The organism is Arenibacter sp. S6351L, assembly GCF_023016025.1.
Lineage (GTDB): Bacteria > Bacteroidota > Bacteroidia > Flavobacteriales > Flavobacteriaceae > Arenibacter > Arenibacter algicola_B.
Genome location: NZ_JALKBB010000001.1, coordinates 333,467 through 356,707 on the forward strand (window position 1 = coordinate 333,467; position 23,241 = coordinate 356,707).

Annotated in this window: 14 protein-coding genes; 4 read left to right on the forward strand and 10 right to left on the reverse strand. The window is 40.8% G+C overall.

The annotated features are described in order from the left end of the window. Positions 1-702: 702 nt before the first annotated feature. The 6 genes from MWU82_RS01360 to MWU82_RS01385 form a co-directional block, all read right to left on the reverse strand. A complete protein-coding gene (locus MWU82_RS01360; protein ID WP_215947793.1) occupies positions 703-1,935 on the reverse strand; it encodes a Gfo/Idh/MocA family oxidoreductase in 1,233 nt (410 codons plus the stop codon). Positions 1,936-2,271: 336 nt separating this feature from the next. Then, positions 2,272-4,122, reverse strand: coding sequence for a right-handed parallel beta-helix repeat-containing protein (locus MWU82_RS01365; RefSeq protein ID WP_247094956.1), 1,851 nt, complete (start codon positions 4,120-4,122; stop codon positions 2,272-2,274). Between the two features lie 81 nt (positions 4,123-4,203). Continuing rightward, complete coding sequence (locus MWU82_RS01370) at positions 4,204-6,504, reverse strand: glycoside hydrolase family 95-like protein (RefSeq protein ID WP_247094957.1); 2,301 nt, start codon at positions 6,502-6,504, stop codon at positions 4,204-4,206. Positions 6,505-6,521: 17 nt separating this feature from the next. Further along, entirely contained in the window at positions 6,522-9,332 is a 2,811-nt protein-coding gene (locus MWU82_RS01375) for an NPCBM/NEW2 domain-containing protein (protein ID WP_247094958.1), read from the reverse strand. A 324-nt stretch (positions 9,333-9,656) separates the two neighbouring features. Next, positions 9,657-10,493, reverse strand: coding sequence for a sugar phosphate isomerase/epimerase (locus tag MWU82_RS01380; RefSeq protein WP_215947797.1), 837 nt, complete (start codon positions 10,491-10,493; stop codon positions 9,657-9,659). A gap of 13 nt (positions 10,494-10,506) precedes the next feature. Continuing rightward, entirely contained in the window at positions 10,507-11,235 is a 729-nt protein-coding gene (locus MWU82_RS01385; RefSeq protein ID WP_247094959.1) for a phytanoyl-CoA dioxygenase family protein, read from the reverse strand. Between the two features lie 85 nt (positions 11,236-11,320). Here MWU82_RS01385 and MWU82_RS01390 point away from each other — a divergent pair, with 85 nt between their 5' ends. Further along, the gene (locus MWU82_RS01390; protein WP_247094960.1) at positions 11,321-12,181 is read left to right on the forward strand and encodes a helix-turn-helix domain-containing protein; all 861 of its coding nucleotides are present in this window, start codon (positions 11,321-11,323) and stop codon (positions 12,179-12,181) included. Positions 12,182-12,776: 595 nt separating this feature from the next. On the opposite strand, the gene MWU82_RS01395 is transcribed toward MWU82_RS01390, so the two are convergent. The 4 genes from MWU82_RS01395 to MWU82_RS01410 form a co-directional block, all read right to left on the reverse strand. Next, positions 12,777-14,285, reverse strand: a complete 1,509-nt coding sequence (locus tag MWU82_RS01395) for a RagB/SusD family nutrient uptake outer membrane protein (protein ID WP_247094961.1) — start codon at positions 14,283-14,285, stop codon at positions 12,777-12,779. Positions 14,286-14,305: 20 nt separating this feature from the next. Next, a complete protein-coding gene (locus MWU82_RS01400) occupies positions 14,306-17,713 on the reverse strand; it encodes a TonB-dependent receptor (protein ID WP_247094962.1) in 3,408 nt (1,135 codons plus the stop codon). A gap of 123 nt (positions 17,714-17,836) precedes the next feature. Continuing rightward, entirely contained in the window at positions 17,837-19,081 is a 1,245-nt protein-coding gene (locus tag MWU82_RS01405; RefSeq protein WP_247094963.1) for a FecR domain-containing protein, read from the reverse strand. A 100-nt stretch (positions 19,082-19,181) separates the two neighbouring features. After that, complete coding sequence (locus MWU82_RS01410) at positions 19,182-19,772, reverse strand: RNA polymerase sigma-70 factor (RefSeq protein WP_247094964.1); 591 nt, start codon at positions 19,770-19,772, stop codon at positions 19,182-19,184. Positions 19,773-19,996: 224 nt separating this feature from the next. Here MWU82_RS01410 and MWU82_RS01415 point away from each other — a divergent pair, with 224 nt between their 5' ends. The 3 genes from MWU82_RS01415 to MWU82_RS01425 all read left to right on the forward strand — a co-directional run bounded on the left by MWU82_RS01415 (position 19,997) and on the right by MWU82_RS01425 (position 23,115). Continuing rightward, positions 19,997-20,863 carry an AraC family transcriptional regulator gene (locus MWU82_RS01415; protein WP_247094965.1) on the forward strand — a complete coding sequence of 289 codons (867 nt, stop codon included), beginning with the start codon at positions 19,997-19,999 and terminating at the stop codon, positions 20,861-20,863. 103 nt (positions 20,864-20,966) lie between these two features. Continuing rightward, on the forward strand, positions 20,967-22,289 hold the full coding sequence (locus MWU82_RS01420; protein ID WP_215947804.1) for an L-fuconate dehydratase: 1,323 nt from the start codon (positions 20,967-20,969) through the stop codon (positions 22,287-22,289). Between the two features lie 49 nt (positions 22,290-22,338). Next, positions 22,339-23,115, forward strand: a complete 777-nt coding sequence (locus MWU82_RS01425; RefSeq protein ID WP_215947805.1) for an SDR family oxidoreductase — start codon at positions 22,339-22,341, stop codon at positions 23,113-23,115. Positions 23,116-23,241: the final 126 nt, after the last annotated feature.

A 23,241-nucleotide genomic window follows, 5' to 3' on the forward strand; every position in this document is an offset into this window, starting at 1 on the left:
GGCTGCTTAATTTTCTTTTGGAAACATGCTTACAGCATAATGCTCCTTCCCTTGATTAAGGGAAGGTGAATCCTGCGTCCAAGCGCAGGAGACGGAAGGGATTGAAAGTCCAAGACAAGTGAAAAAAGCTTATAGCCTATACAATTCCTTAAGCAAAACCACCGAGTGTTATATTATAAATTAAGTTCCAGCCAAGACTGTGCGACTTCTCGTAGTCCCAAAAAAGGGACTCTGTCGAAGTGACCTCCACAGTCATTTCGTACGACTTGCAGACCAAGGAGCAATTGCGAATATGTATAATACACTTATTTAATATTTCCATTCCAATAGGTTGCACCCCTTCCGTCTCTTTAGCCGATTGCTGAAGATCCACCTTCCCCTCCCGCGGAAAACGCGGGACAGGCTTACCCAAGGGAAGGAGTATTTTCTTAGGTCATTTGTCAAGAATTAAATGGGAGATCCTAGGGAGTATTTCCAATCCCTTTGACCATTTTGAAAGGAATCTTATATCCCACATCAATGGCCATATCATCTGTGTCAACCAATCGCCGATCGTAAACCAGGGCGATGCTATTTTTCATGGTGCACAGGATTAAACCTTCAAGTCCTTGTCTGAATCCAGAACTGTAGGTTTCTCCCTCCATTCCTTAAAGGAGGATAAAAATAATTATATAACTAGGGCGGGGTTAATGTTTGTCCATACTAGTCAAAACTAGGGATATTCATAGATTCACCTCCCTGTAGTGCGGATTTATGCGCAACAATTCCTGGTGCAGTATAGGCTAAGGCTTCATAAATATTGATTTCTGGGTCACGGTTATGTACAATTGCGTCAATAAATTCATGGGTTATAAACGAATGGGAACCATCATGTCCACTCCCATGTCTAAGTGCTGCAGGTAACATATCCGTCTCCCACCATAGGGGCTGATCATATTTTTCTACCCTATTTTTTTTGTTTTTAAAACCGGCATCATCTTTTCCAATTTCGTTGGATGCCCTTACTATTGTGGAATCCCCTCCTCCATGCTCGGACATATAAAAACTCATTTTATCGCCCCGCCATTCTCCCCTTTCAACTTCACGTAGAGCTCCTTTCCAGTTCACTTCTACACGAAAAGGTGTTCCTTTGTTGGTCTTGAAAAAGGCTGTTTCGTTCCAAAAAGGGTTGTTGTACGGATTGTTTTGCAATAATGGACTGTCATCCCCCCAACCCATAGCGGTAACTTGGGTTAGCCGTTCCCCTGTTACGGAAATTAAGAAAGAAGTACAATGTGTAGGATATAACATAGGTGGCACCCCATGTCTCCAAGTGGCCTTGCCATCCTCAAAATATAGTTCCTCCAGTCCTGGATGATTATATTCGGCTGCGGCACTGAACACCTTCCCGAAAGCTCCTTCCTTATAAAACTTTTTAACCGATATGGTAGCCTGTCTATAAACGCTGGTTTCGGCCATCATATAAGTAAGTCCAGTGCGGTTCACCGCCTCTCTTAATTCATAACATTCCTCCAAGGTCCAGGCTGCCGGTACAGCACACAAAACATGCTTTCCTGCGTTTAGGCTTGCCAAAACATGGGCAGCATGGTCTGGAGCTGGAGTGGCAATAAAAACGGCTTCGACTTTGGGATCCTTCAGCAATTTATCCAAGGATTCATAACTTTTTTTACAGGCATATACCTCCATAAGACGGTCACGACGATCGGCACGTAAATCGCTTACTGCTTCTACAATGCAATTGGGGTGTTCATGAAAATAAAAGCTGGCACCAAATCTTCCTCCAACAATACCTATTCTAACCTTTTTATCTACGACCTGTATATTTGCGAAAGCAAAATGAGGGGCTAAGGCCAGGGCGCTGCTTCCCAGTAATGCCGTGCCTAAAAACTTTCTTCTATCGGGATTGGCAGCGATGCCATTTTTTATAGCTTTCATATCTTTTATTATTTCTATTTCGTGTGTAAATCCAAATACCAAGAAATGAATTTGTTTAGGATTTTTCCCTTTTCCAGCTCTTAATTCATCTATTTTGATACCGGATTATAGGGGTTTTCAGATTGTTGGGCGAGGGAGCTAAGTCCGAGGAAAAGCATAAAGGGGTTAAAGAACAGCTGTTTTACTGGAGGCATTATGTGGTACTTAGGAGTTTAGTTTTTTTTTGGCTTGCTATAGGTATATAAATAACGTTAAAAGTTTTGGATAACCCAATAAAAAATTGTCTTTATGCAAGGGTTATGGACCATGTTTTATACGTTATGGACATTGGTTTTGCTATGGTTTGTTAGGGGTTGGGATATGTTTGGATACCGCTTTTTTTAATGCAACTATATAATTGGGGTCATCCGTGCTAATTTCACGGTTTCCTTCCTGATGGATATTTTCCGGTAAGGTATTGTTATAGGCTATGGCCGGAGTTTCTCCATTCGAGAATAAATAGTTGTTTTTTACGAAGTTGGTCGAGGCTTTGTGAAAACGTAAGGGCGATTTTGCAATATTATAGATAAGGTTGTTTTCCACTAGCACGTCTTTGGTTCCTTCATCTAAAAACATCCCGTTGCTTTCCGCTCTCCCCGCATTCACCGAAATATCATGAATATTATTGTCAATCAATTTACTTCCCGGTTGTAGGCCCAACATATAAATTCCCCCACCGTCACTAAGCTTTTGCATTACATGATGAATATGGTTTTCCGCTATGGTATTGTCCCTACAGGGGGTGGGTTCCGGGCTCCACATCCAACCGATGGAAATACCAGTGTAAGGCAGATTATATATTTCATTGTTCTTAAGTATGGTTTCAGCAGTTAAGCCGCACCATATACCCACGGCCCCATAGAATTGCACTCCGCAATCCGAAATATCGCAGTCCTCTACCGTGTTCCCAAGGGCAGCTTGTTGGGGTGCAGCTTTCCACCAGGATTCACCAGAAACGAGTCGGTCTTGTCCCTCGCCTATCATAACTCCATTTCCTGAAATATCCCGGATCCTACAACTTGTGATAGTGCTATTTATCGTTCCAGTTCCTAGCCAAATACCACTTCCTCCCAGGGAATTGAATTCACAATCTTTAAACCGAATATTGTGGGCCCATGTTGTCCGGATAGCGGCTGGCACCACCGCCCATTCTTTATTGCCCTGTTGCGTATCAAAATTACAGGCCTGTATTCCTGCATAGGTCTGGTTAGGGATATTCCATCTGCAGTGTTTGAATCTAATCCCTTCAAAGCTAATATTGGATATGGGGTTCTGTTCACTGCCCTCCACGGCCAATAAGGATTCCGCCAGTGGCACCTCTATGGATAGTTGGGAAGGTTCCAAGTCCATTGGTAATTTTAAGTAAATTTTGGAGGCTGAAGTATCTAAATACCATTCGTATTCCGCATCCAAAAATTCAATATCATTTTCTAAGTAATAACGAGGATTGGGTTCCCAATTATCTAGATTAAAGAAATTCAAACCTTTTGCCCCGATCGAATCCGAAGCTGTAATAGTGTGGGAGTCCAATGATATATCTTTAATCGGAATTCGCGTTATGGACCAATCGTGTAAAACAACCAGTTCTACCTCTCCAGGGATTTTTGGTTGTGGAAAGTCGCCCGTGTGATAAGTAAAGTTGGTTCGTCTATCAGCCCCTACTTCCTTCACCCTAAGATATTCATTGTTGGGATGTCTGGCCCGCATTGCGCGTTTGCCTTTAACGAACAATTCCCGAAAAACCCCAAGATTCTTGGGAACCTCCGAAACCCAGATGCCATCACCTAAATTAGACCAATCCTTGAGTTCCACTGCCCCGGATATTGTAGGACTTGAGCCTTCAACTGCCTTAAATTCGAAGGGAGTACCGCTTTTCTTTATGGTTGAATCTATTACAATGGGATTACTTATGCGGTAGATCCCATCATTAAGCCAAACTACAATTTTCTCAAGTTTACGGGAATCCATGGTTACCAATGCAGCAGTTGCCTTACCAAGAGTTTTAAAAGGCCTTTCATAGGTCCCCGAATTGCTGTCGTATCCAGAAGGCGATACATAGATTTCTTTAATTTCCTGTGCCAAGGAAAGGTTGGCCATCAAAATAAAGACAGCAAAAAAAAGTATTTTAAGATGCGATTCTCTTTTCATATTTCTGGCCGTTTTTAATCTCTCTTTCAGATATAATTTGAAGCATCAAATTATTTTTTATACTTAGGTAGAGGTTATTGTTCACCAAGGTTTAAGCCATATTTCTTGCCCTGGTACGGTTTGTATGATCAGTGTATCGCCATCCCAGGTATGGGTTATTTTATCGTCTATGGAAATTTCTTTTTTCTGAAAGGGGTTCTTAAGCTTAACTTCTCCTCCTTTTTCAGAAACGATCTTTACCCATTTTAATTTTCCGTCTTGTTTTTGGGCGGATATTAAAAAGGCACCTTCTGTCCGTAATTTGCTAAAACCAACGTTCTTCCAATCTGGAGGAATAGCGGGAAAAATGCGTACGGTTCCGGTGTGACTTTGTATTAGCATTTCCTGTAGGCCTGCGGCAAAGGCAAAGTTGCCCTCCAAGGTAAACGGCCTATAGGTGAAATTTGATTTTCCGGTACCCGATTGGTCACCGTTAACATGAAAACTATTGGGCAGTACAAAGGAGGTGGCAAAATCCTTCAATGCTTTTACCGCTCCTTCCCCATCATGGGCTCTTGCCTTTAAGTTAGCCAGCCAGCTAAAGGAATATCCTACCCATTGGCTAGAGCCAGTGGAATCCAAGTTGGCAATGGTCTTTTCAATGACCTCCATATCCTTTGATCCATTTGATGGGTCTATCAATCCAAGTGGGTGTATGGCCATTAAATGGGAGAAGTGCCGGTGTGATTCGTTGAATGATAGGCTAGGGGAAAACATAAGTCCCTGTTCATTTACAGCATAATCTGGCCATTCTTTTAGTATAGCTCTCCATTGGTCTGCCTCTTCCTTTAGTCCTAGCTCCATGGCCAGTTCTGCCGCATGGGAATAGGTCCATTTAATCAGGGCAAGGTCAAAATTGGTTATATCGCCAAACCAGGCCTCACGGGAATTATTATGTATTTCAGGGCTGGAACTCAATGGCAGTTTTCTTTTTCCATCCTCACCCAAAACCGATAATTCGTTAAAATGAATGGCCACCTCCTTGATCCACGGATAGGCCTCGTTTGTAAGAAAATCCTTGTCCATGGAATACCGCCAGTGCAGATAAAAATGTTGCCCCAACCAAGCCCCGACCGTTGGGCCGAAGGAATATTGTATCCAACCCCCCATTGGTTCTCCGGTCAAGGTAGTAACCCCGGGTACGTTAAGTCCGTTAGTGCCGTAGAAATCTTTTGTATATTTTTTAAAAGTAGGTTTGTATTGGGTAAGCCAGTCTATAAATCCTTGTTCCAAATCCAAGTGATTTCCGGAATAGGTAGGCCAATAACTTAATTGTGTATTTAGGTCATGGTGGAAATCGCCTTTCCAAGGCGGTAATTTTCCATTATCAGCGGTCCATACACTTTGCAGGGATATGGGTGGCGCCCCTTGTCTGGCTGCTGAGCCTAATTTGAACATTTCCATATACCATTGGTTTTGCAGAACAGGATCGGGAACCTTGATGGTAGACTTGTTCCAGAAGGTATTCCACCAAGCTATATGACTTTCCATGGAGGATTCAATTCCCTGTTGAAGCGATTTTGTTACCACCTGTTCAGCCGTTTCTTCAGGATCTTTCCCCGAGGTTTGGGAGCTTATGCTCCAACTCCCTTGTAATCCTTTTGGTGTAGGTTTCCACTGGGTGTGCACTTGAAATTTAAAGTCGGACCAACCCTTTTGGTCATAGGTAATAATATGGTCTTTTTGGGTAACCCTACCCCCATCATAATTTAGTCTTCTAAGGTCTTGCCCTGTTACCGGATTATCTGCGCCGGCCTGCTTTACTGAGACATAGGCAGGTGGAATTATGGTGGGGTTCAGATCTCCGCTAATGTTTTCAAAGGTATACCAGCCCAAAGGTTCAGTGGCATGGACAAAGGTTTTAAGTATGGCACCATTCTTCCATTTTACTTCACATATTGCTGAATCCAAATTCAGCTTTACCGATTCTACCTCTCCCAATTCCTTAACGTCGAATTCCAAGGCTCCCCCGGGAATTTTTGAGGGTGCCGGTAATTGGTCATAGGGCACATCATAACGATCCTGTACATTTTTATAGGTATCTTTTTCCCATTGCTCCTTTACCCAATTAAAACCGTAGTTCAAGAAATCTAGATTTTCCATGGGTCGTAAGTCCCAAAGATCAGCTCTGTCCAATGACAATCGGAGTTTCCCGTCATTTTCCCAAACCAAGGCTCCCACAGTTCCGTTTCCCAAGGGAATGGCTTCATCCCAAGTCGTGGCCAATTGATTGAACTTAAGTTTGTATTTGGGAATTCGGTCTAGCTCCACTTTTTTAGGCGTGGAATCGCAACTTGCCATGGAGAGAATTATGGCCAAGATGTACATTGTTTTAGTCGTCATATGTTTTGTTTTATGGCTCAATAAATTACAAACCAAGTACTGCCGTTGGCGGGAATTTCCACTTTTAATTCTACCGAATAATCCCTTGCCAATTCATAGCTTATTCTTTTTCCTTCCTGCTCCTTTATGCTGACTTCATTGGAGTGCCCTGTGTAATAAAGGGGGAGTTTTATAGTTTGGGACAAGGTCTCGTTAGTTGGGTTAAAGAACATTGCAAGTCCCTTTTCATTTAGGTTGGGGTCAACGTGCATAACACCGTCAATTTCCCTTCCATTGGCTCTTTTTAAGTGCACAATGGGAGCGTTGAGAATATGGCGGTACCTTTTGTACCAATCAACCACTTCAATAACGGTCGACTTTGTTTTCTCGGTATCGTACAAGCGGGGGCCCCTATAACAGGCCTGAACTCCCATACCATAGTTTTGCACCATATGGGCCTTATAGGCCTCTAAATGGGTGTCCAATGGCTCTATAGTGGCTTCTGCTCCACCACCGTGGTATTCTGTTAGTGGAACAAAGGTCCAACTCATGCTTGGAAGCCTGTCGTAGGTTCCGTCATACATATTTTGTCTCCCTAGCACCAATTGACGTTCTCGGGGTAGGGACCAATTAACTTCCCTATAACCAATTCCATTTTTAGTACTGCCACTAAGATAGTACCAATCCGGGATATTTAGGGAAATCCCTTTTTCGTTGCACCATTTGTAGAAATTGGTAATTCGTTTCCAGGATTTCCATTGGGAATCCTCCAGGCCCTTATGACCTACATGGGTTGTGGAGGCACATAATTGACCGGGGTAAGAACCGTCGTGCTCCAAGAGATCAAAACCGGTTTTTTCAAAGAAGGTCGTTAATTTTTCAAAATAGTCAATTCCCCACTGGCTGTTCAGGCAGGGCGAACTGCCATGAATTACGCCACCTCTTTTCCCCGTTTCCGGATTAATAACATCTACCTCCTCACTGATCCATCTGCTGGACAACAAGGAATATCCACCCAATTCTATACCCTTGGAATGGGCATAATCTGCCAAGGCTTTAAATTTATTTAAATTATTATCGGACAGGTCTTCCATGTTCAGGCCACTGCCAAAACTTAAAATGACCATTTCGTAACCTGTTTCCGCGCATTGATCAATAGCTGCCCTTACTTTATCATCATCGGTGGTGGTCAAATGTAAAAATAAGGGATTTTCTGTAGTCCAAGGGGCTATTAATTTGTACATAGCATTGGTAGAAAGGCCTTTACGCTGCCTATCGTGACTGTCAAAGGGCATTTCCCAGATTCTGAAGGATTCAAAATTGGTACCTGGGGATATGGTTTCATTGGGTCCGATGGGCAATTTACATTCCAATAAACAAGGAGTGGATAATAGATAACTGGCTTGTGAGGTATAACGTGGATCTTTTTCCCAATGCACAACTTTGTTGGCATTTTTCATGGACATGGAATGAAATTCAAAATCGCTTTCCACATGAATGTTGGGGGTCTCCCAACCGTTTTGTTTTTCTACCGCACTTTCGGCCTCCACCATGGCCAGGATTTCACTTTTAAAATTGTTTAAAACAATGGATTTTGACCCGCTGTTATCAATGGTGAACCATTTACTGATCAAAGGAATGCCATCATGGATTTCATAATGTACCTTCACTATGAGGTTTTGAAATTCTGGATGGGTATAGGAAAAGCTTATTTGTTTACCTTGGGTCGTACTTTTTGGTTTGGAAGACCATCTTTTGTTTGGCCAGTTTATACGCTCTTGAATTTCATCAATCTTAAAATCGGTAAGTTGAAACGATCCAGCCGGACTCCACATTTGTTCTAGCCACTCCTCTTTTAAATAGCCGTATTCAATCTGTCCGTCCAGACCACCAACCGTATATTCCTGCCCATCTATGGTAAGCATGGCCTCTGGACTAACACCACGGAGCAGTGATTCTCCTGATACAAGATTGGTAAAACCAACCGTAGCACAGTTAGGGGTAAGTCGGAAAGTTCTACTGATCAATCCATTGGAAATTACAATTTCCTTTCCATTGGCCTGTTGATAGACTTGAGATGGAACATTTATTTTTTCAACCAACCAATCCGATTTTACTCCTTCTTTATAAATGTTTTGGCCCAGGGGTAATTTTTGTATTAAAGGTTTAATAGTGTTGTTAAAATTGGAATCAACAGTTTTTAATTTATTAATATAGTTGGCATCTACCAATTGTGGTTTAAAATTGGAAAAGTTGATGGTTGCATTCGCCCAAACGGCATGGTCACCAGAGACACCATCACCGCTATCCTCTACGCTGAGTTCCATGACCTGAATACCACTTAAATCTAAATTTACTTGAATGGCCTTGCTTCCACCCGTAATTTTTTTGCTTTTCCACAACAATTTTCCATCTCCTTTTATTACGAATCTAACACTGCCATTGCCCAAGTTGTCTTCCGAGTTGGCAATACCTACAAATGTTTTATCCGCTTCGTGTTGGGTGTAGAATAATTTATTGCCATCGCTCAGCGTATTAAATTTCACATTCTGTGGAAAGTTCTGCTTATCCTGAATCCCAACCTGGGCCTTCAATTTTTCACCCTTACCATCCAGAAAAAAGAAGAGCTTGCTTCCGGATAAGGTTCCAATGCCATTTTTAAATGATACTCCCCCAATTTGAATCGGGACTCCGGTGATTGCCTTGTTTTTTTGGGCAGACCACCAAGGTTGTTCAGGTTTTTCAATATCCAATTCGGAAAGGCTTATAGTCCCTTTTCCGGCATGTTGCGAATGGGTGGATATGGAGAAAAAGAGGAATAGGGGTAAGTAGATTTTTAGGAATTGCATTGTGATTTATATCTAAATTATGGTGTTCTTTAGGTTCTTTGGTTTCAAGAAAAAGTATATCTCGGTAATAGTGGTCTTGTAGTAGCTGGTTGGCTGTAGCTGACTAATGGTTCTTCTCATTGGCGTCTGTTTGTTCAAGGTGAAAAATCCACACTTTACATTATTAAAAATATTAACTATTTGTTAAGACTTTGTAAATATATCGACCAATGGCGATTTCGAAAGGCTTAGTAACGGAATAAAGGGAATAGCCTATTGCTTAATTGATATGTGGTTGACTTTGGAGTCAAGAAAATTGAAATGACCAAGGAATGTTTGGAAAAGCTATGGACAAATAATAGAGGGAATATGTTTTATGGATTCGGCAAGATGATTCTTAATGAACCCGTTAATGTCCCATTGGTCTCCTAATGGTATTTTAGTATTGGTCTTGTATATTGAATAGGGGTGTGGGCCATATTCAGGGGTAATGGTGATAAAGGGACGTTTTTTTTCCAGGGCAGTTTTGATCATTAAACCCCACCATTCGGTAAACAGATTCAACTCAGTTTTATAATTACTGTCCCTAGGGTCAATGACTTGTGGACTCTGGGCCGAACCTACCCTAGCATGGATATGGTGGGTATGTTCAATGGCTTTTTTTACTGCTTTGGGTTGATTTTCCAATAGAGATTCGGCAACGCAACACCAATGGGAAAGGTCGGAGGTTAATTTAAGAAAGGGATGTTCCTCAAGGTAGGGTAAACAGGCATGGGCGGCATAGGAAAAGCGCGAGCGATGGGTTTCATGGGTAATGATTACCCCTGTTTCCAATTCTATTTCATGGGCCGTTTCAATTAGGGCAGAGTTTTGGTGGCGTGTAAAAAAGTCCATACCAGTATGCGAATTTACGAATAGGGGATTGGTTTCCACTAGATTGTACAAATGCCTTTTGTACTGTTCTTGATGCTTGGTAAAATCTACCTCCTTGGTTTCCCAATGCTGTGCCACAAAATCGAGTTCCAAATCCTTCAGCATGGAACAAATTTCGTTCTTTTTAATACTTTCTAAGGGAAGGTCTATTTCTACGCCCTGATAACCGGCGTTTTTTATCTTGTTTAAAAAAACGGACCACGTTAAATCCGAACTTCCCCAACGGGGATATATAAATTTAATTTGCATGCATTGTATTGTTTTAATTTCTCTGCTTTCTTTCCCCAGTATGGTCTACCCCTTGTTCCCTTTCAAATTCGATCATTTTTTTGGGTCTAAAGTTTAAAATTAATGCTCTTCTTTGAGTTTCGGTAGTGTTGCCCTGGCTAAAGTGAAGCGTAAAACCATCATGAAAAGTACATCCGCCCGGATTTAAAGGAATACTTAAGGCTTTTGAGCTGTCGGTTTCGCAATATAGGGCGCCCCCATTGGGTAGGTTTTTGTGGGGGAGAATGGGTTTGCCCTCTGTTTTGGGGATAAACCACATACATCCATTTTCTTCAAACACCTTGTCCAACGCAATCCAACAACTAGCCGATCTTTTATCGGGCATAGCAATCCAATAGGCAGCGTCTTGGTGCCAAGGAGTTGGGGTGTTGGTGTTTGGAGCCTTATTGATCATCATATCAAAATCCAGTTCCATATCCTCTCCTAGTAGATCCTTGGCCCATTGTTCCGCTTTTTTATATGCACTATTATTAATCAGTTCCTGAGCTATGATGCTGGGTCTCATAATTTGGGTTATGCGCTCCACCTTCCTGTCGGCATTATTATCCGCGCCGGCAAGATCACTTCTGAGGTGGGCCGTTTTAGCTTTGTCCTGTAAAAGTGTATCGTATATGGTCCTGAGGGTGTCCACTTCCTCTGGTGTGATTAATTGGTCTATTTTAATAAATCCATCTTTAATGAATTTTAATCTTTTTGTTTCCATGTTGCCGATTTGTGTGGATCAAAGATGTAGTTAAAATACATAAATATCTATCAATTTTGTACTATATTACTTTTTTATACATTTTATGGATAAACCGACTCAAGATAGAAAAGTGTTTAATCTTCAGGATTTTGGAATAAAAAGGGGCTTGGCTTTTGGTCATTACCGATACAAAGAGGTAAAGCCGGGTCTTGAGAGCCATCAGCATGTAGGAGCCTTGGAAATTTGTTATTGTATGAAGGGCCAACAGCACTATAAGATCGGAAACCAATTATTTGAACTTAACGGAAATGATATTTTTGTGGTGCCACCAAACACCATGCACAGTACCGGAGAGTTTCCGGAAGATAAGGGAGAATTATTTTGGATTCAATTTCTTGTAGAAAGCTCAAAAGGTAAATTATGCAATATGCCCAAAAAGCATTCAGATTTCTTGCTCGGTTCACTTTTGGATAAATCACAACATGTTTTCAAGGGCTCGTTTCAACTAAAATTTGTTCTGGAGAAATTGTTCGGTCAGCTGGAGAATTCCGATTCCGTGTTATCGAGAATAATGGTCCATCAGTTGATAACCCAATTATTGTTGGAAACGGTTATACTTTCCAATAAACCCCTGCAAAGTCCGCCGTCCGTAAAGCTGAATCTGCTGGACAGCTTTATTCATAAAAATCTACATAGGATGATTTACGTGGATGAAATGGCGAGTTTGGTGGAAATGTCGACGGGGTACTTTAAGGCTTGGTTTAAGAAGGAAACTGGGATGCCCCCAAAGGAATATGCGAACCGACTAAAGATTGAACAGGCCAAAATGGAATTACTGACCACTAAATCGGTTACTGAAGTGGCATTTGGTCTGGGTTTTGGTTCCTCCCAGTATTTTGCTACCACTTTTAAGAAGTTTACTGGCGCTACACCTAAATCCTATAGAAGGTTGCAAAGGGAATAATGAAACATTAAATTAACTTTGAGGTTACTTCAAAAAAAAAAATCCGGAACCTTGGCGGTATCCGGATTTTTCAAAACTAACTCAACTCAATTTTATCAGGTTTATTTAGAGGAACTTGAAGTAAACCTGAATATTTTAACAATTAACTTCTTATTAAATGAAATCTTATGCAAGATAATTGGTTAGTCCCTTCTAAGCTACCAATTTCCTAACAAACACCGATACTTTTTTTGCACGTTTATCTTTATTGGCTGTTTTGGGGTATATATTTTGAATATTATTTTGGAGAAAGTAGGATTAATATTTTTGAGGCAGCAACCTGCTATTGGAAAGTTTAACGCTTATAAAGTTGGGTTTGGTTAAAACATTCCAAGGGTTCGGGCAGAATTTAAATTACTTATCTGAGGGCCGTATAAAAGACGGTGGTATAAAGCATAATAAACAAAGACACGGGTAGAAATTTCCTGCCCGTGTCTTGTTTAGTTACCTTTTTTATTGAACCTTTTGGGGTTTCAAAAAAAAGCGAATTAAATACTAAAATGCTTTTTCGCCTTTTTGGAATACCTGTTTTAGGTATTCCAAGAGGCGGTATTATTTAGTAACCTGTATTTTGTACTAGGTTAGGATTGTTCTGCATTTCAGATGTTGGTATTGGAAACAAAAGTTCCCTTGCGGTAAGTGCCTTATTTGGCAGGTACGAGAAATTATGCCCCACAAAATCTTCCAAAGCATTGGTTTCCGTGTTATATGCCTTTCTCCATCTAACCATGTCGAACCATGTCTTGTTTTCGAAACTAAGCTCATGGATTCGCTCTATTCGTACCGCTTCCCTAAAGGCATCCTGTGAAAGACCGGTGAGATCGGCAAGCTCGGCACGATCCCGAACTAGATTGACTGCATCATATGCCTCTGTTGTAGGCCCGCTTTGGGCTTCGTTCGATGCTTCCGCATACATCAACAATACGTCGGCATATCTATAAATGCACCAGTTCAAGTCCGATTGGGCACTTCCTTCATTGGCGGTAATATCAAAAAGTTTATAGATATATGGTGCTCCTAGATTGATACTGCTGTTGCGATCGGCCTCCAAGGAATAGCTTGTAAAATAGAATTGCTTTTCTTCTGCCCTCTTGTCGCCCGTCTCATAGGAATCCACAAAGGCATTTGTTGAAAAGATACCTCCGGTTTGGTCGGAATAGGCCGAAATTCCCAAGTTATATGGTAAAATCGCTGCTTGCCAGTTACCAGATTGGATACCCGCCGCGAACTGGGTCATAAAGATATATTCCCCTGTATTTTTGGTCGCAGGGTCGTGCAGCTCGTCATAGGTTTCAAAAAGACCAAACTCTTCCGAATCGATCACCTCTTTGGCCTTGGCGGCGGCAAGTGCGTAATTCTCGGTTTTTTGGAGGGGGTAGCCCGCCATGGTCAGATATACATCTGCCAACAGTGTTTTAATGGCTCCCATAGATACCCTTCCCGATGCATCCCTCCAAGGTAAGTTGGCATTTTCCGCATCTGTAAGATCGCTGACAATTAAATCATATACCGCTTCGGGCGACGATTGTTCAGGGTATAACTGCTCCGAGCCCAAATCTACCGAATTGGTGATAATGGGAATATTCCCGAACATTCTTACCAAACCAAAATAATAGTAGGCCCTAAAGAATTTTGCTGTGGCCAAATAATTTTCCTTATCGGTCTCATCCATATTTATTTCAGGGATTTTCTCTATGGCCAGATTGGCCCTGGAGATGCCGGAATAATATCCGGTCCAGAAACTATTGCCATATCCATTGTCGGAATTGTTAATTAGATCCTTTACCAGGTATATATTGGTAGCCTGTCCCAAAGAGGTATTGGCCAGACCAGTGGCAAACTCGAGCATTAACCAGGTACCTCCGCCAAATCCACTGCTGGTAATCGGAATCAGGGGTTGGTACAATCCATTAACCGCACTTTCGGCATGTGCGGCCGTGGTAAAGTAAGTGTCGGTGGTGAAGTTAGACTCATCTTCTTCATCCAAAAAATTACTACAGGCCGTTATACTTGATATTGTGGTTACGACGGCTATAGCTCTTATAAAGTTTTTATAGAATTTCATTTTTTTTATCTTTTATATGGTTATAGTCCAATATTTAGTCCTAGCATAAAGGTTCGGGGCCTAGGATAATCGTACAGTGAGAATCCTTGATCAAAAGCGCCACCGCCATTCGAACTTTCAGGGTCATACCCCGGATATTTGGTCGATACAAAAAAGTTCTGCACCGAGGCGTATACCCTGAAACGATTCAGGTGCAAGCGCTCCACCAATTCAGGTTTGAAGACATAGGAAAGCATTAAATTTCTTCCTCTTAAAAAGGAACCATCCTTTAATTTCCCTGAATCGTTGTTGGTGTCATATCCGGCCGCAATTGGTCTTATTTGGGCAATATCGGTATCTTGATTGTCCGGAGTCCATGCATTCAATACGGTCGCGAAGCTATTGGCAATGGTCTGACGGTCTTCAGCAGAGTGTTCGTCACGGTACATTACACTATTACCATATTGAAATTGCAGGTCTACCAGTAGCTCAAGATTGCCATATCTGAAGGTGTTTGAAAAAGTTCCAAAACCGTCGGCAATACCTTTCCCAATGATGGCACGGTCATCACTATTGATGGCCCCATCATTGTTAAGATCACGGTATTTGATATCGCCTGGCAATCTATCATAGATAGCTGCCTGAGCGGCTTCATCGGTGTTCCATGTACCCTCATCAATATATCCGAAGAAAGTACCCACGGGTTCGCCAACACGGATCAATGTGGACCCCAAGAAAATATCGGCACCTCCTGAAAGCGCTTTTACTTCATTTTTATTAATTGAAATATTGAAGTTACTGCTCCATCCAAAAAGGTCATTATCAAAATTGACAGTATTCAAATTAATTTCGATACCCTTGTTTTCCAAACTCCCAACGTTTCTAAATACATTGGTAAAACCACTTGAAGAGGGAACCGGAGCATTGAGGAGCATATCGGAAGTCAACTTTCGGTAAACATCAAGCTCCAACCCTATACGATTATTAAAGAGACCCAATTCAACACCGGCATCTACCTGTTCCGTTTTTTCCCATTTCAAATCAGGATTGGCCATACGACCTGGGACAGTATAGGCGGAGCGGGCGCCATTAAAAATTACCGAACCATTGGACAAGCCGGCTAATCCTTGGTAAGCTGGTAATTCAGAGTTACCTGTTGCACCATAACTAGCTCTAATTTTTAGATTGGAAATGGTTTGGTTATCCGAAAGAAAATCCTCTTCGGAAGCTCTCCAGGCCAATGCAGCTGATGGGAAAAAGGCAAACTGGTTTTCCGGTCCAAATTTAGAAGATCCGTCGGCCCTACCTGTAAGTGTCAACAAATATTTGTTCATGTAGTTATAGTTGACACGCCCAAAATATGAGTTTAGCCCGTAAGCAATTTTGCTCGAACTTGGCGTCTGTGGGTTAGACCCTACACCAAGGTTGTTAAAGCCATAAAAGTCATCGGCAAATCCTCGGGTCGATGCTGTTGCACTAAACTGATCAACATGTTGCCAAGAAAGTCCTGCCATGGCCGTTAAGGAATTATTGCTGTCAAAATCCTTGTTATAGGTCAAATAGTTTTCAAATTGCCAAGAATTATAACGTGAGTTTGAGACACTTGCGGCACCATCGGGCAAGGCTATATATCTTAGGTCCTTACCGCCGTAATAATCGTTTCTTTGGTTAATGATATTGGTTCCTACGGTAGTACGCAATATCAGGTTTTTATTGAATTCAATATTTCCGTAGAAGCTACCCAAAACGGTCTGGGTCTTGAGGTAATATCTACGATCGTTCGCAACCGCCACTGGGCTGCCACCACCTTCCATTCCAGGATAATGTATGTTGGAACCCCAAGTGCCATCCTCATAACGTACGGGTATAATAGGTAGGGCTTCATATACTTGACGCATTGTGGTGATACCACCACCTCCAAGTTGATCTACTTGCTTTTCGTCTTGGTCGTTGTAGCTTAGGCTACCTCCAACTTTTAACCAGTCGGTAACCTCCGTATCCAGAGTAAATCTACCTGAATAGCGCTTCAGCCATGATTCTACAATAAGTCCTTCTTCATCCCTGAAGCCCATAAACAGTCCAAAATTGGATTTTTGGTTACCACCTGTAAATGAAAGTTGGTGATTTTGGGTAATAGCGTCCCTAATAGCTTCATCTTGCCAATCGGTATCATAAAGTGGGTTGCCACTGGCATCAAAGAGTCTAGGGTCGGTTCTCTTCAATCTAGGGTCGGTATATCTTCCACCAGCCCATCCTTCCGGGTCAAATTTTTCAGCATTGGCATATGCGATTTCCTCAACACGAAGAAACTCTTCAGAATTTAAAAGATCAAGTTTTTTAGGTAAGGTTCCTATGCTGAAATCCACATCATAATTAAGTCGGGTTTCACCAGAAGTGGTTCCTTTTTTGGTAGATACTAAAATTACACCATTGGCACCTCTGGCACCGTATATAGCAGTCGCGGAAGCATCTTTTAAAACTTCAATGGATGCTATATCATTAGGGTTCAGATAATCTATTGGGGTACTACCGTTAGATAATCCGGTCGCATTAAGGATTACACCGTCTATTACATAGAGTGGTGTATTGGCGATACTAACTGAGGTATTACCACGGATTCTTACTACGGTTCTACCCCCTGGTCGTCCAGAGCCGGAAGTTATGTTTACACCTGCTACCTTACCGGCCATGGCCTGGTTCAAGGAAGCCGCCGGTCTTTCCGCCAATTCTTCGGACTTAATGGAGCCCACAGCACCTGTAAGGTCACTTTTCTTCTGTGTACCATATCCGATCAATACTACCTCATCCAATCCTGCAGCACTCTCTTCCAAACTAACGGAAATAGAGGATTGTCCATTAAGAGGCACTTCTTTTGATGCAAATCCAATATAGCTTACCACCAAGGTTGCATTTTCATTGGCTACATCAAGTGTAAAGTTACCGTCAAAATCTGCAGTAACCCCATTGGTAGTTCCTTTTTCCACTATGTTTGCCCCAGGTAAGGGGTTGCCATCCGCATCGGAAATAGTTCCGCTTACGGTATTTTGGTCAACAGTATTCTTAATTGGAACAACGGATTTATCCAATTTTCCAGTATTTAAGATAATCTGCTTGTTCTTAACGGTGAAATAAACATCCGTTGCTTCAAATATTCTGTCCAGAATATTTGAAATAGGTTCTTTCTTCACATTTACGGAAACAGTTCTCTTTAAATTCACCTTTTCGTGGTTGTACAAAAACCTAAAATCCGAAAGGGATTCTATTTCCTCAAAAACCTGTTGAACGCTTACGTTGTTTAGGTTTAATGAGATTTTTGTATTCTGACCATAGGTATTGGCCTGAATTTTAAATAGAGAAACTATTAATAATAAGGTCGTTAGTTTCATCTTTAAATGATGTTTGCTTAGCCAATCCGAATGGAAAGGCCCTACTAAATTTAATTTTTTCATACTTTTGTAAAGGTTTGGTGATTAAACATTTCGTTTGTTTATATCACTTTCTTATGCCGGGGAATGCGCCAACATTTTCCGGTTTTTTTGTAAAAGTGATACGTCTAGTGCTCATGTTCTCAGTTAGTTTTCATTGGCATCTTCTTTTGGGTTAATATTAGTATCGAGTATTATAATTTTGGAACCTTCATGTAGATACTCAAAGGGAGTGTCTTCTTTAAAGGCTTCCAAGATCTCTTCTATAGTCTCATTTCTAAATGTTGCTGTGTATATCTGATTTTCCAGTTTCCCGCTTCTATCTTCTATGGTAATGTTGAAATGACGTTCCAATTTTGATCTAATGCTATGAAAAGGGGAGGCCTTGAATAAAAGATAGCCATCTTTCCATGCCGTATAAATGTTTGTATCCACTTCTTTAATGGTCATAGTATTGTTGACCTTGTTCCATGCCGCCCTTTGACCTGGTACCAGTTGGGATGAAGTATTTGTATTTGTGTCGGCCCCTTCTTTGTATAGGACTACGGCCCCTTCTACCAACACGGTGCTGATGTCCTCATCTTCCGGATAGAACGATAGGTTAAATTGGGTGCCCAATACCCTTATGTTCATTTCGTCCGCATTTACTATAAAGGGGTGTGCCTTATCTGTGGTAACGTCAAAGAATGCTTCACCTTTTAAATAGACTTTTCGGTCTTGTCCCTTAAGGAAACGCACCGGATATTTAATGGAGCTTCCGGAATTTAACTTTACTTTGGTGCCATCGGACAGAACCAGGTCGAATTGTCGCCCAAGGGGTATATTTAGAGTGTTGTAAACCAATTGGTCTGGAGCTTCATCGGCGGTATATTGCAAAGTATTTCCCTGCTGTGAAGCAACTAAATTTCCGTTTGTAGTGGTAATTTTCCGCTCGCCGTTCTCGGAAATGGTTTCAATCGTGCCATTGGCCAATTGCAAAGTAATTTCGCCAGAATTCGGGTTGCTTTCAAGAGTAATTGGTGCGGTGGATGTCCCTACTGTATTTTGGTTATAAAGGTAAACGCCCACGAGCAATAAGAAGGTTGCTGCAATACCGGACCAAAATCCAATATTTGCGCTTTGAAAAAATGGTCTAGCTTTTTTTTTATTTTCAATGTCCTCTATTTTAAAGAGTATTTTCTGTAATAAAACTTCGGAATCACCTTTTATTCTTTTTTTAATGGGCAGGTTTCCTGTCTTTACATTTTCCCAATGTCTGGCCAATATGCCATTCTTAACGTTATCCAGATCGGAACTATTAATAAGCTCCATTAAACAATCCAATTCCTTTTCGGAAATGGTATTGTCCACCAATTTCTGGAAGAGCTTATCCAATTTGTTCTCGTTGTGCATCTATAGTATTTTGATAACCGTATTACGGGCTGTATAAGTAATACACCTCAAAAATGCAAAAGTCCCAAATTAGGAGTGTTTTTTTTACGAAATAGATAAATTATCCCGTAATCAGGAGGATTGTTAGAAAAAAATATACGGTGTCCACCATGTGTGGCTTTAATTCTGTCCTGATAATTTGAAGGGTTTTCCAGAGATGGTTTTTCACTGTTTTCTGTGTTATTCCCAAAAGATCTGCTATTTCCTCATTGCTTTTTCCCTGTTGTTTGGACAAAATGAAAATGCTGCGTTTTTGAGTGGGAATATTTTCTAGGATATCGTTGACCAAATCCTCATATTCGGCAAGTAGTATACTATTTTCCGTTTCTTCGTTTAATGAAGTAATGTTTTTATAGTATTCCTTTTTTAAGGATTCTTGGCAGGCAATACTCCTTAAATAGTTGTATGCTGCATTTCTTGCAATAGTAAAGATAAAGGCATCAAAAGAATGACTTGCATCAATGGTTTCTTTTTTTGTCCAAATCTTTATAAATACTTCTTGTAGTATTTCCTCGGAGGCATAATCCGACTTCGTAATGGAATGTATGAAATAATACAACCTTTTTTCATACAGTTCAAATATGGTCTTGAATGCCGCTCTGTTTCCTTTTATCAAGGAAGCAATCAATTGGTCTAAGGTTTTTCCTGACATTTCGCAAGCATTTAAATGATTTGAGTTTTGTTTAGAATAATGTAAGGTAGGTTATTTCCTAGAAAAAAATAACCTCTAAAGGTAACATTCGAAAATAAGAGGTATTTTCTTTCATTACAACTAAAAATTACACATTTAGCAATACTTTTTTTGCCAATTCTTTATTCATATAAAAAAAGATGTATATTTAAAATCTCAAATACGCCTTTTGTTATTTATTTTTTATGAAATTACACCTTCTTAATAGGGCTAGTTTACAGAACAGTTCCTTTACAGTTACGCATAACAAATATTCCCATTTTTTAAAAATTTGGCATTATCACCCGGAATTGGAATTGGTTTACATTGCAAAAAGTACAGGAACCCGTTTTATTGGAGACGGAATTGAAAAATTTTCCGAAGGAGATCTCGTTTTGATCGGTAAAAACCTACCACATATGTGGCTTAATGATGAGGTTTATTTTGAGGCTGATTCGGGCTTGGTTTCGGAGGCAATCGCCATACATTTTAAGGAAGATTTTTTAGGGCTGGAATTTCTAAATGCCATAGAAATGAAACCAATACTGCAATTGATCAAAAGGGCTGCCCAAGGAATTAAATTTTCCAATATTGATTCTAAGCTTATTGAAAAAATTAAAAAACTCCATAACCACGAACCTTTTGATAAAACAATAAAGCTTATTCAGATTTTGTACAAATTGGCAAATCATGAGGAGTATCAGCTATTGTCAAGTCCAGGGTTTTTAAATTCCTTTAATAAGACGGACAATAAAGGTTTGGATGAAATTTATGAGTTTGTCTTTAAAAATTTCAATCAACCTATCGGCTCCAAAGATGTGGCGGAGATAGCCAAAATGAATCCTTCTGCCTTTAGCAGGTTTTTTAAACGTATCCACAGAAAGACATTTACCCGTTATTTAAACGAAATACGAATTGGGTATGCCTGTAAATTGTTGATAGAGAATAAGAATAACATTACACCCGTGTGCTATGAATCCGGGTTTAACAACATTTCAAATTTTAACCGACATTTTAAGTCCATAACTGGGATGTCGCCCTCCGATTATATTAAACTTCATACTCAAAATTGACAAATATCTTAATATTGGCAAAAAAAGTATCGAAAATGGTGTTTCTTGTGGTTGTTATAGACAAGGTTTGGGGTTAGTTTTGTTTTGATTAATATTATAAATAATGAACAGCAAAATTATAATTACGGATGTTCTGGTTAAAGACGTCCGATTTCCTACCAGCAAGTCACTGGATGGATCAGATGCAATGAATCCGGATCCGGACTATTCCGCGGCCTATGTAATACTGAAGACCAACCATCCAGATGGACTGGAGGGGCACGGATTGACCTTTACAATTGGTAGGGGAAATGAATTATGTGCAGCGGCCATTCATTCATTGGCGCCCTTGGTAAAAGGAAAATCTTTGGAGAGTTTTACTGCAAATATGGGGGCATTTTGGAAGATGATCACAGGGGACAGTCAATTGCGTTGGTTGGGTCCTGAAAAAGGAGTGATTCATTTGGCTACAGGTGCTGTGGTCAACGCCGTTTGGGATCTTTATGCCAAAGTTGAAAAGAAACCTTTGTGGAAACTATTGGCGGACATGACACCTGAAGAATTGGTTTCTTGTATAGATTTTACTTACATTACAGATGCAATTACCCCTGCGGAGGCTTTGGAACTTCTTAAGGGTAAAGCTGCCTCCAAACAGGAGCGCATAGACCATCTTTTAAAGGAAGGATATCCTGCATATACTACTTCTGCCGGCTGGCTTGGTTATTCTGATGAAAAAATGAGGAGACTATGCAAAGAAGCCAAGGCCTCTGGTTTTAAGCATATGAAAATAAAAGTAGGGTCGGATTTAAAGGATGATATGCGGCGTGCGGCAATAATCCGTGAAGAGATCGGTAACGACTTGAAACTGATGATGGATGCCAACCAGAAATGGGATGTGGATGAGGCTATTGCCAATATGGCCGAGCTTAAGAAGTTTGATCCATGGTGGATCGAGGAGCCGACCAGTCCGGACGATATTTTGGGCCATGCAAAAATTGCAAAGGCCGTTCATCCTATTAAAGTGGCCACAGGAGAACACTGTCAGAACAGGGTTGTATTTAAACAATTAATGCAGGCCGACGCCATTGGTATCTGTCAGATAGATAGCTGCAGGGTAGGAGGGGTAAATGAAATATTGGCCATTCTTTTAATGGCCGCAAAGTTCAATATTCCTGTTTGTCCACATGCAGGGGGAGTTGGTCTCTGTGAATATGTGCAACACCTGTCTATGATAGATTATATTGCCATAAGCGGTTCTTTGGAGAATAGAATAATAGAATATGTGGATCATTTGCACGAACATTTTTATGACCCTGTGGTAATAAGAAATGGGGCCTATATGCCGCCGTCCATGTCCGGTTATAGCATCACTATGAAAGAGCAATCTTTGGAGGACTATAGTTTTCCGGATGGTGTAATTTGGAAGGATGAAGTAATGGCCAAATAGTAGGGAAAAAAGTATAATAGTAAATAAGATAAATAATCTAAAGAATAATATGTCACTTTTTAGTCTAGAAAATAAAACAGCGGTTGTTACCGGTGGTGCCAGTGGTATTGGTGAAGCTATTTCCAAAGCGTTTGCCCGCCAAGGTGCCCATGTGCATATCTTGGAATTTAATGTGGAAAATGGAGAACGTGTTGTTGGGGAAATAGAAGCTAAAGGCGGAAAGGCCAATTTTCACGCTTGCGATGTTTCCAATAATGCACAGGTAGCCAAAATAATTTCCACTATTGGTGCCCAGAGTTATATCAATATTTTGGTAAACAATGCAGGGATAGCCCATGTGGGGAACTTGGAAGGAACCGCCGTAGATGATATGGATCGCATTTATAATGTAAATATCAAAGGGGTTTATAATTGTATGCATTCCGTGATCACCAAGATGAAGGAGAAAGGAGGGGTCATTTTAAATATGGCTTCCATTGCCTCCTCTGTTGGTATTTCGGACAGATTTGCCTACTCCATGTCCAAGGGAGCGGTGCTTACTATGACCTATTCTGTGGCCAAGGATTATTTGGATCAAGGTATTCGCTGCAATAGTATTTCCCCGGCACGAATCCATACGCCATTTGTAGACGGATTTATAAAGAAGAACTACCCTGGTAAGGAAGCGGAAATGTTCGAGAAATTATCCAAATCCCAACCTATCGGAAGGATGGGCAAACCTGAGGAAGTGGCAAATTTGGCGGTTTATCTCTGCTCGGACGAGGCCTCTTTTATTACAGGAACCGATTTTCCTATTGATGGAGGGTATATAAAATTAAACGGATAGGTTAACTGAAAACCTGTTTTTGGACCAATTTAAAAATGGAACTAAATGTCAATTTGATGTTTAGTTCCATTTTATGAAACCAGTAACGCCTGCTTTGGGAATATTCGGAATGATTTCAAACAACAA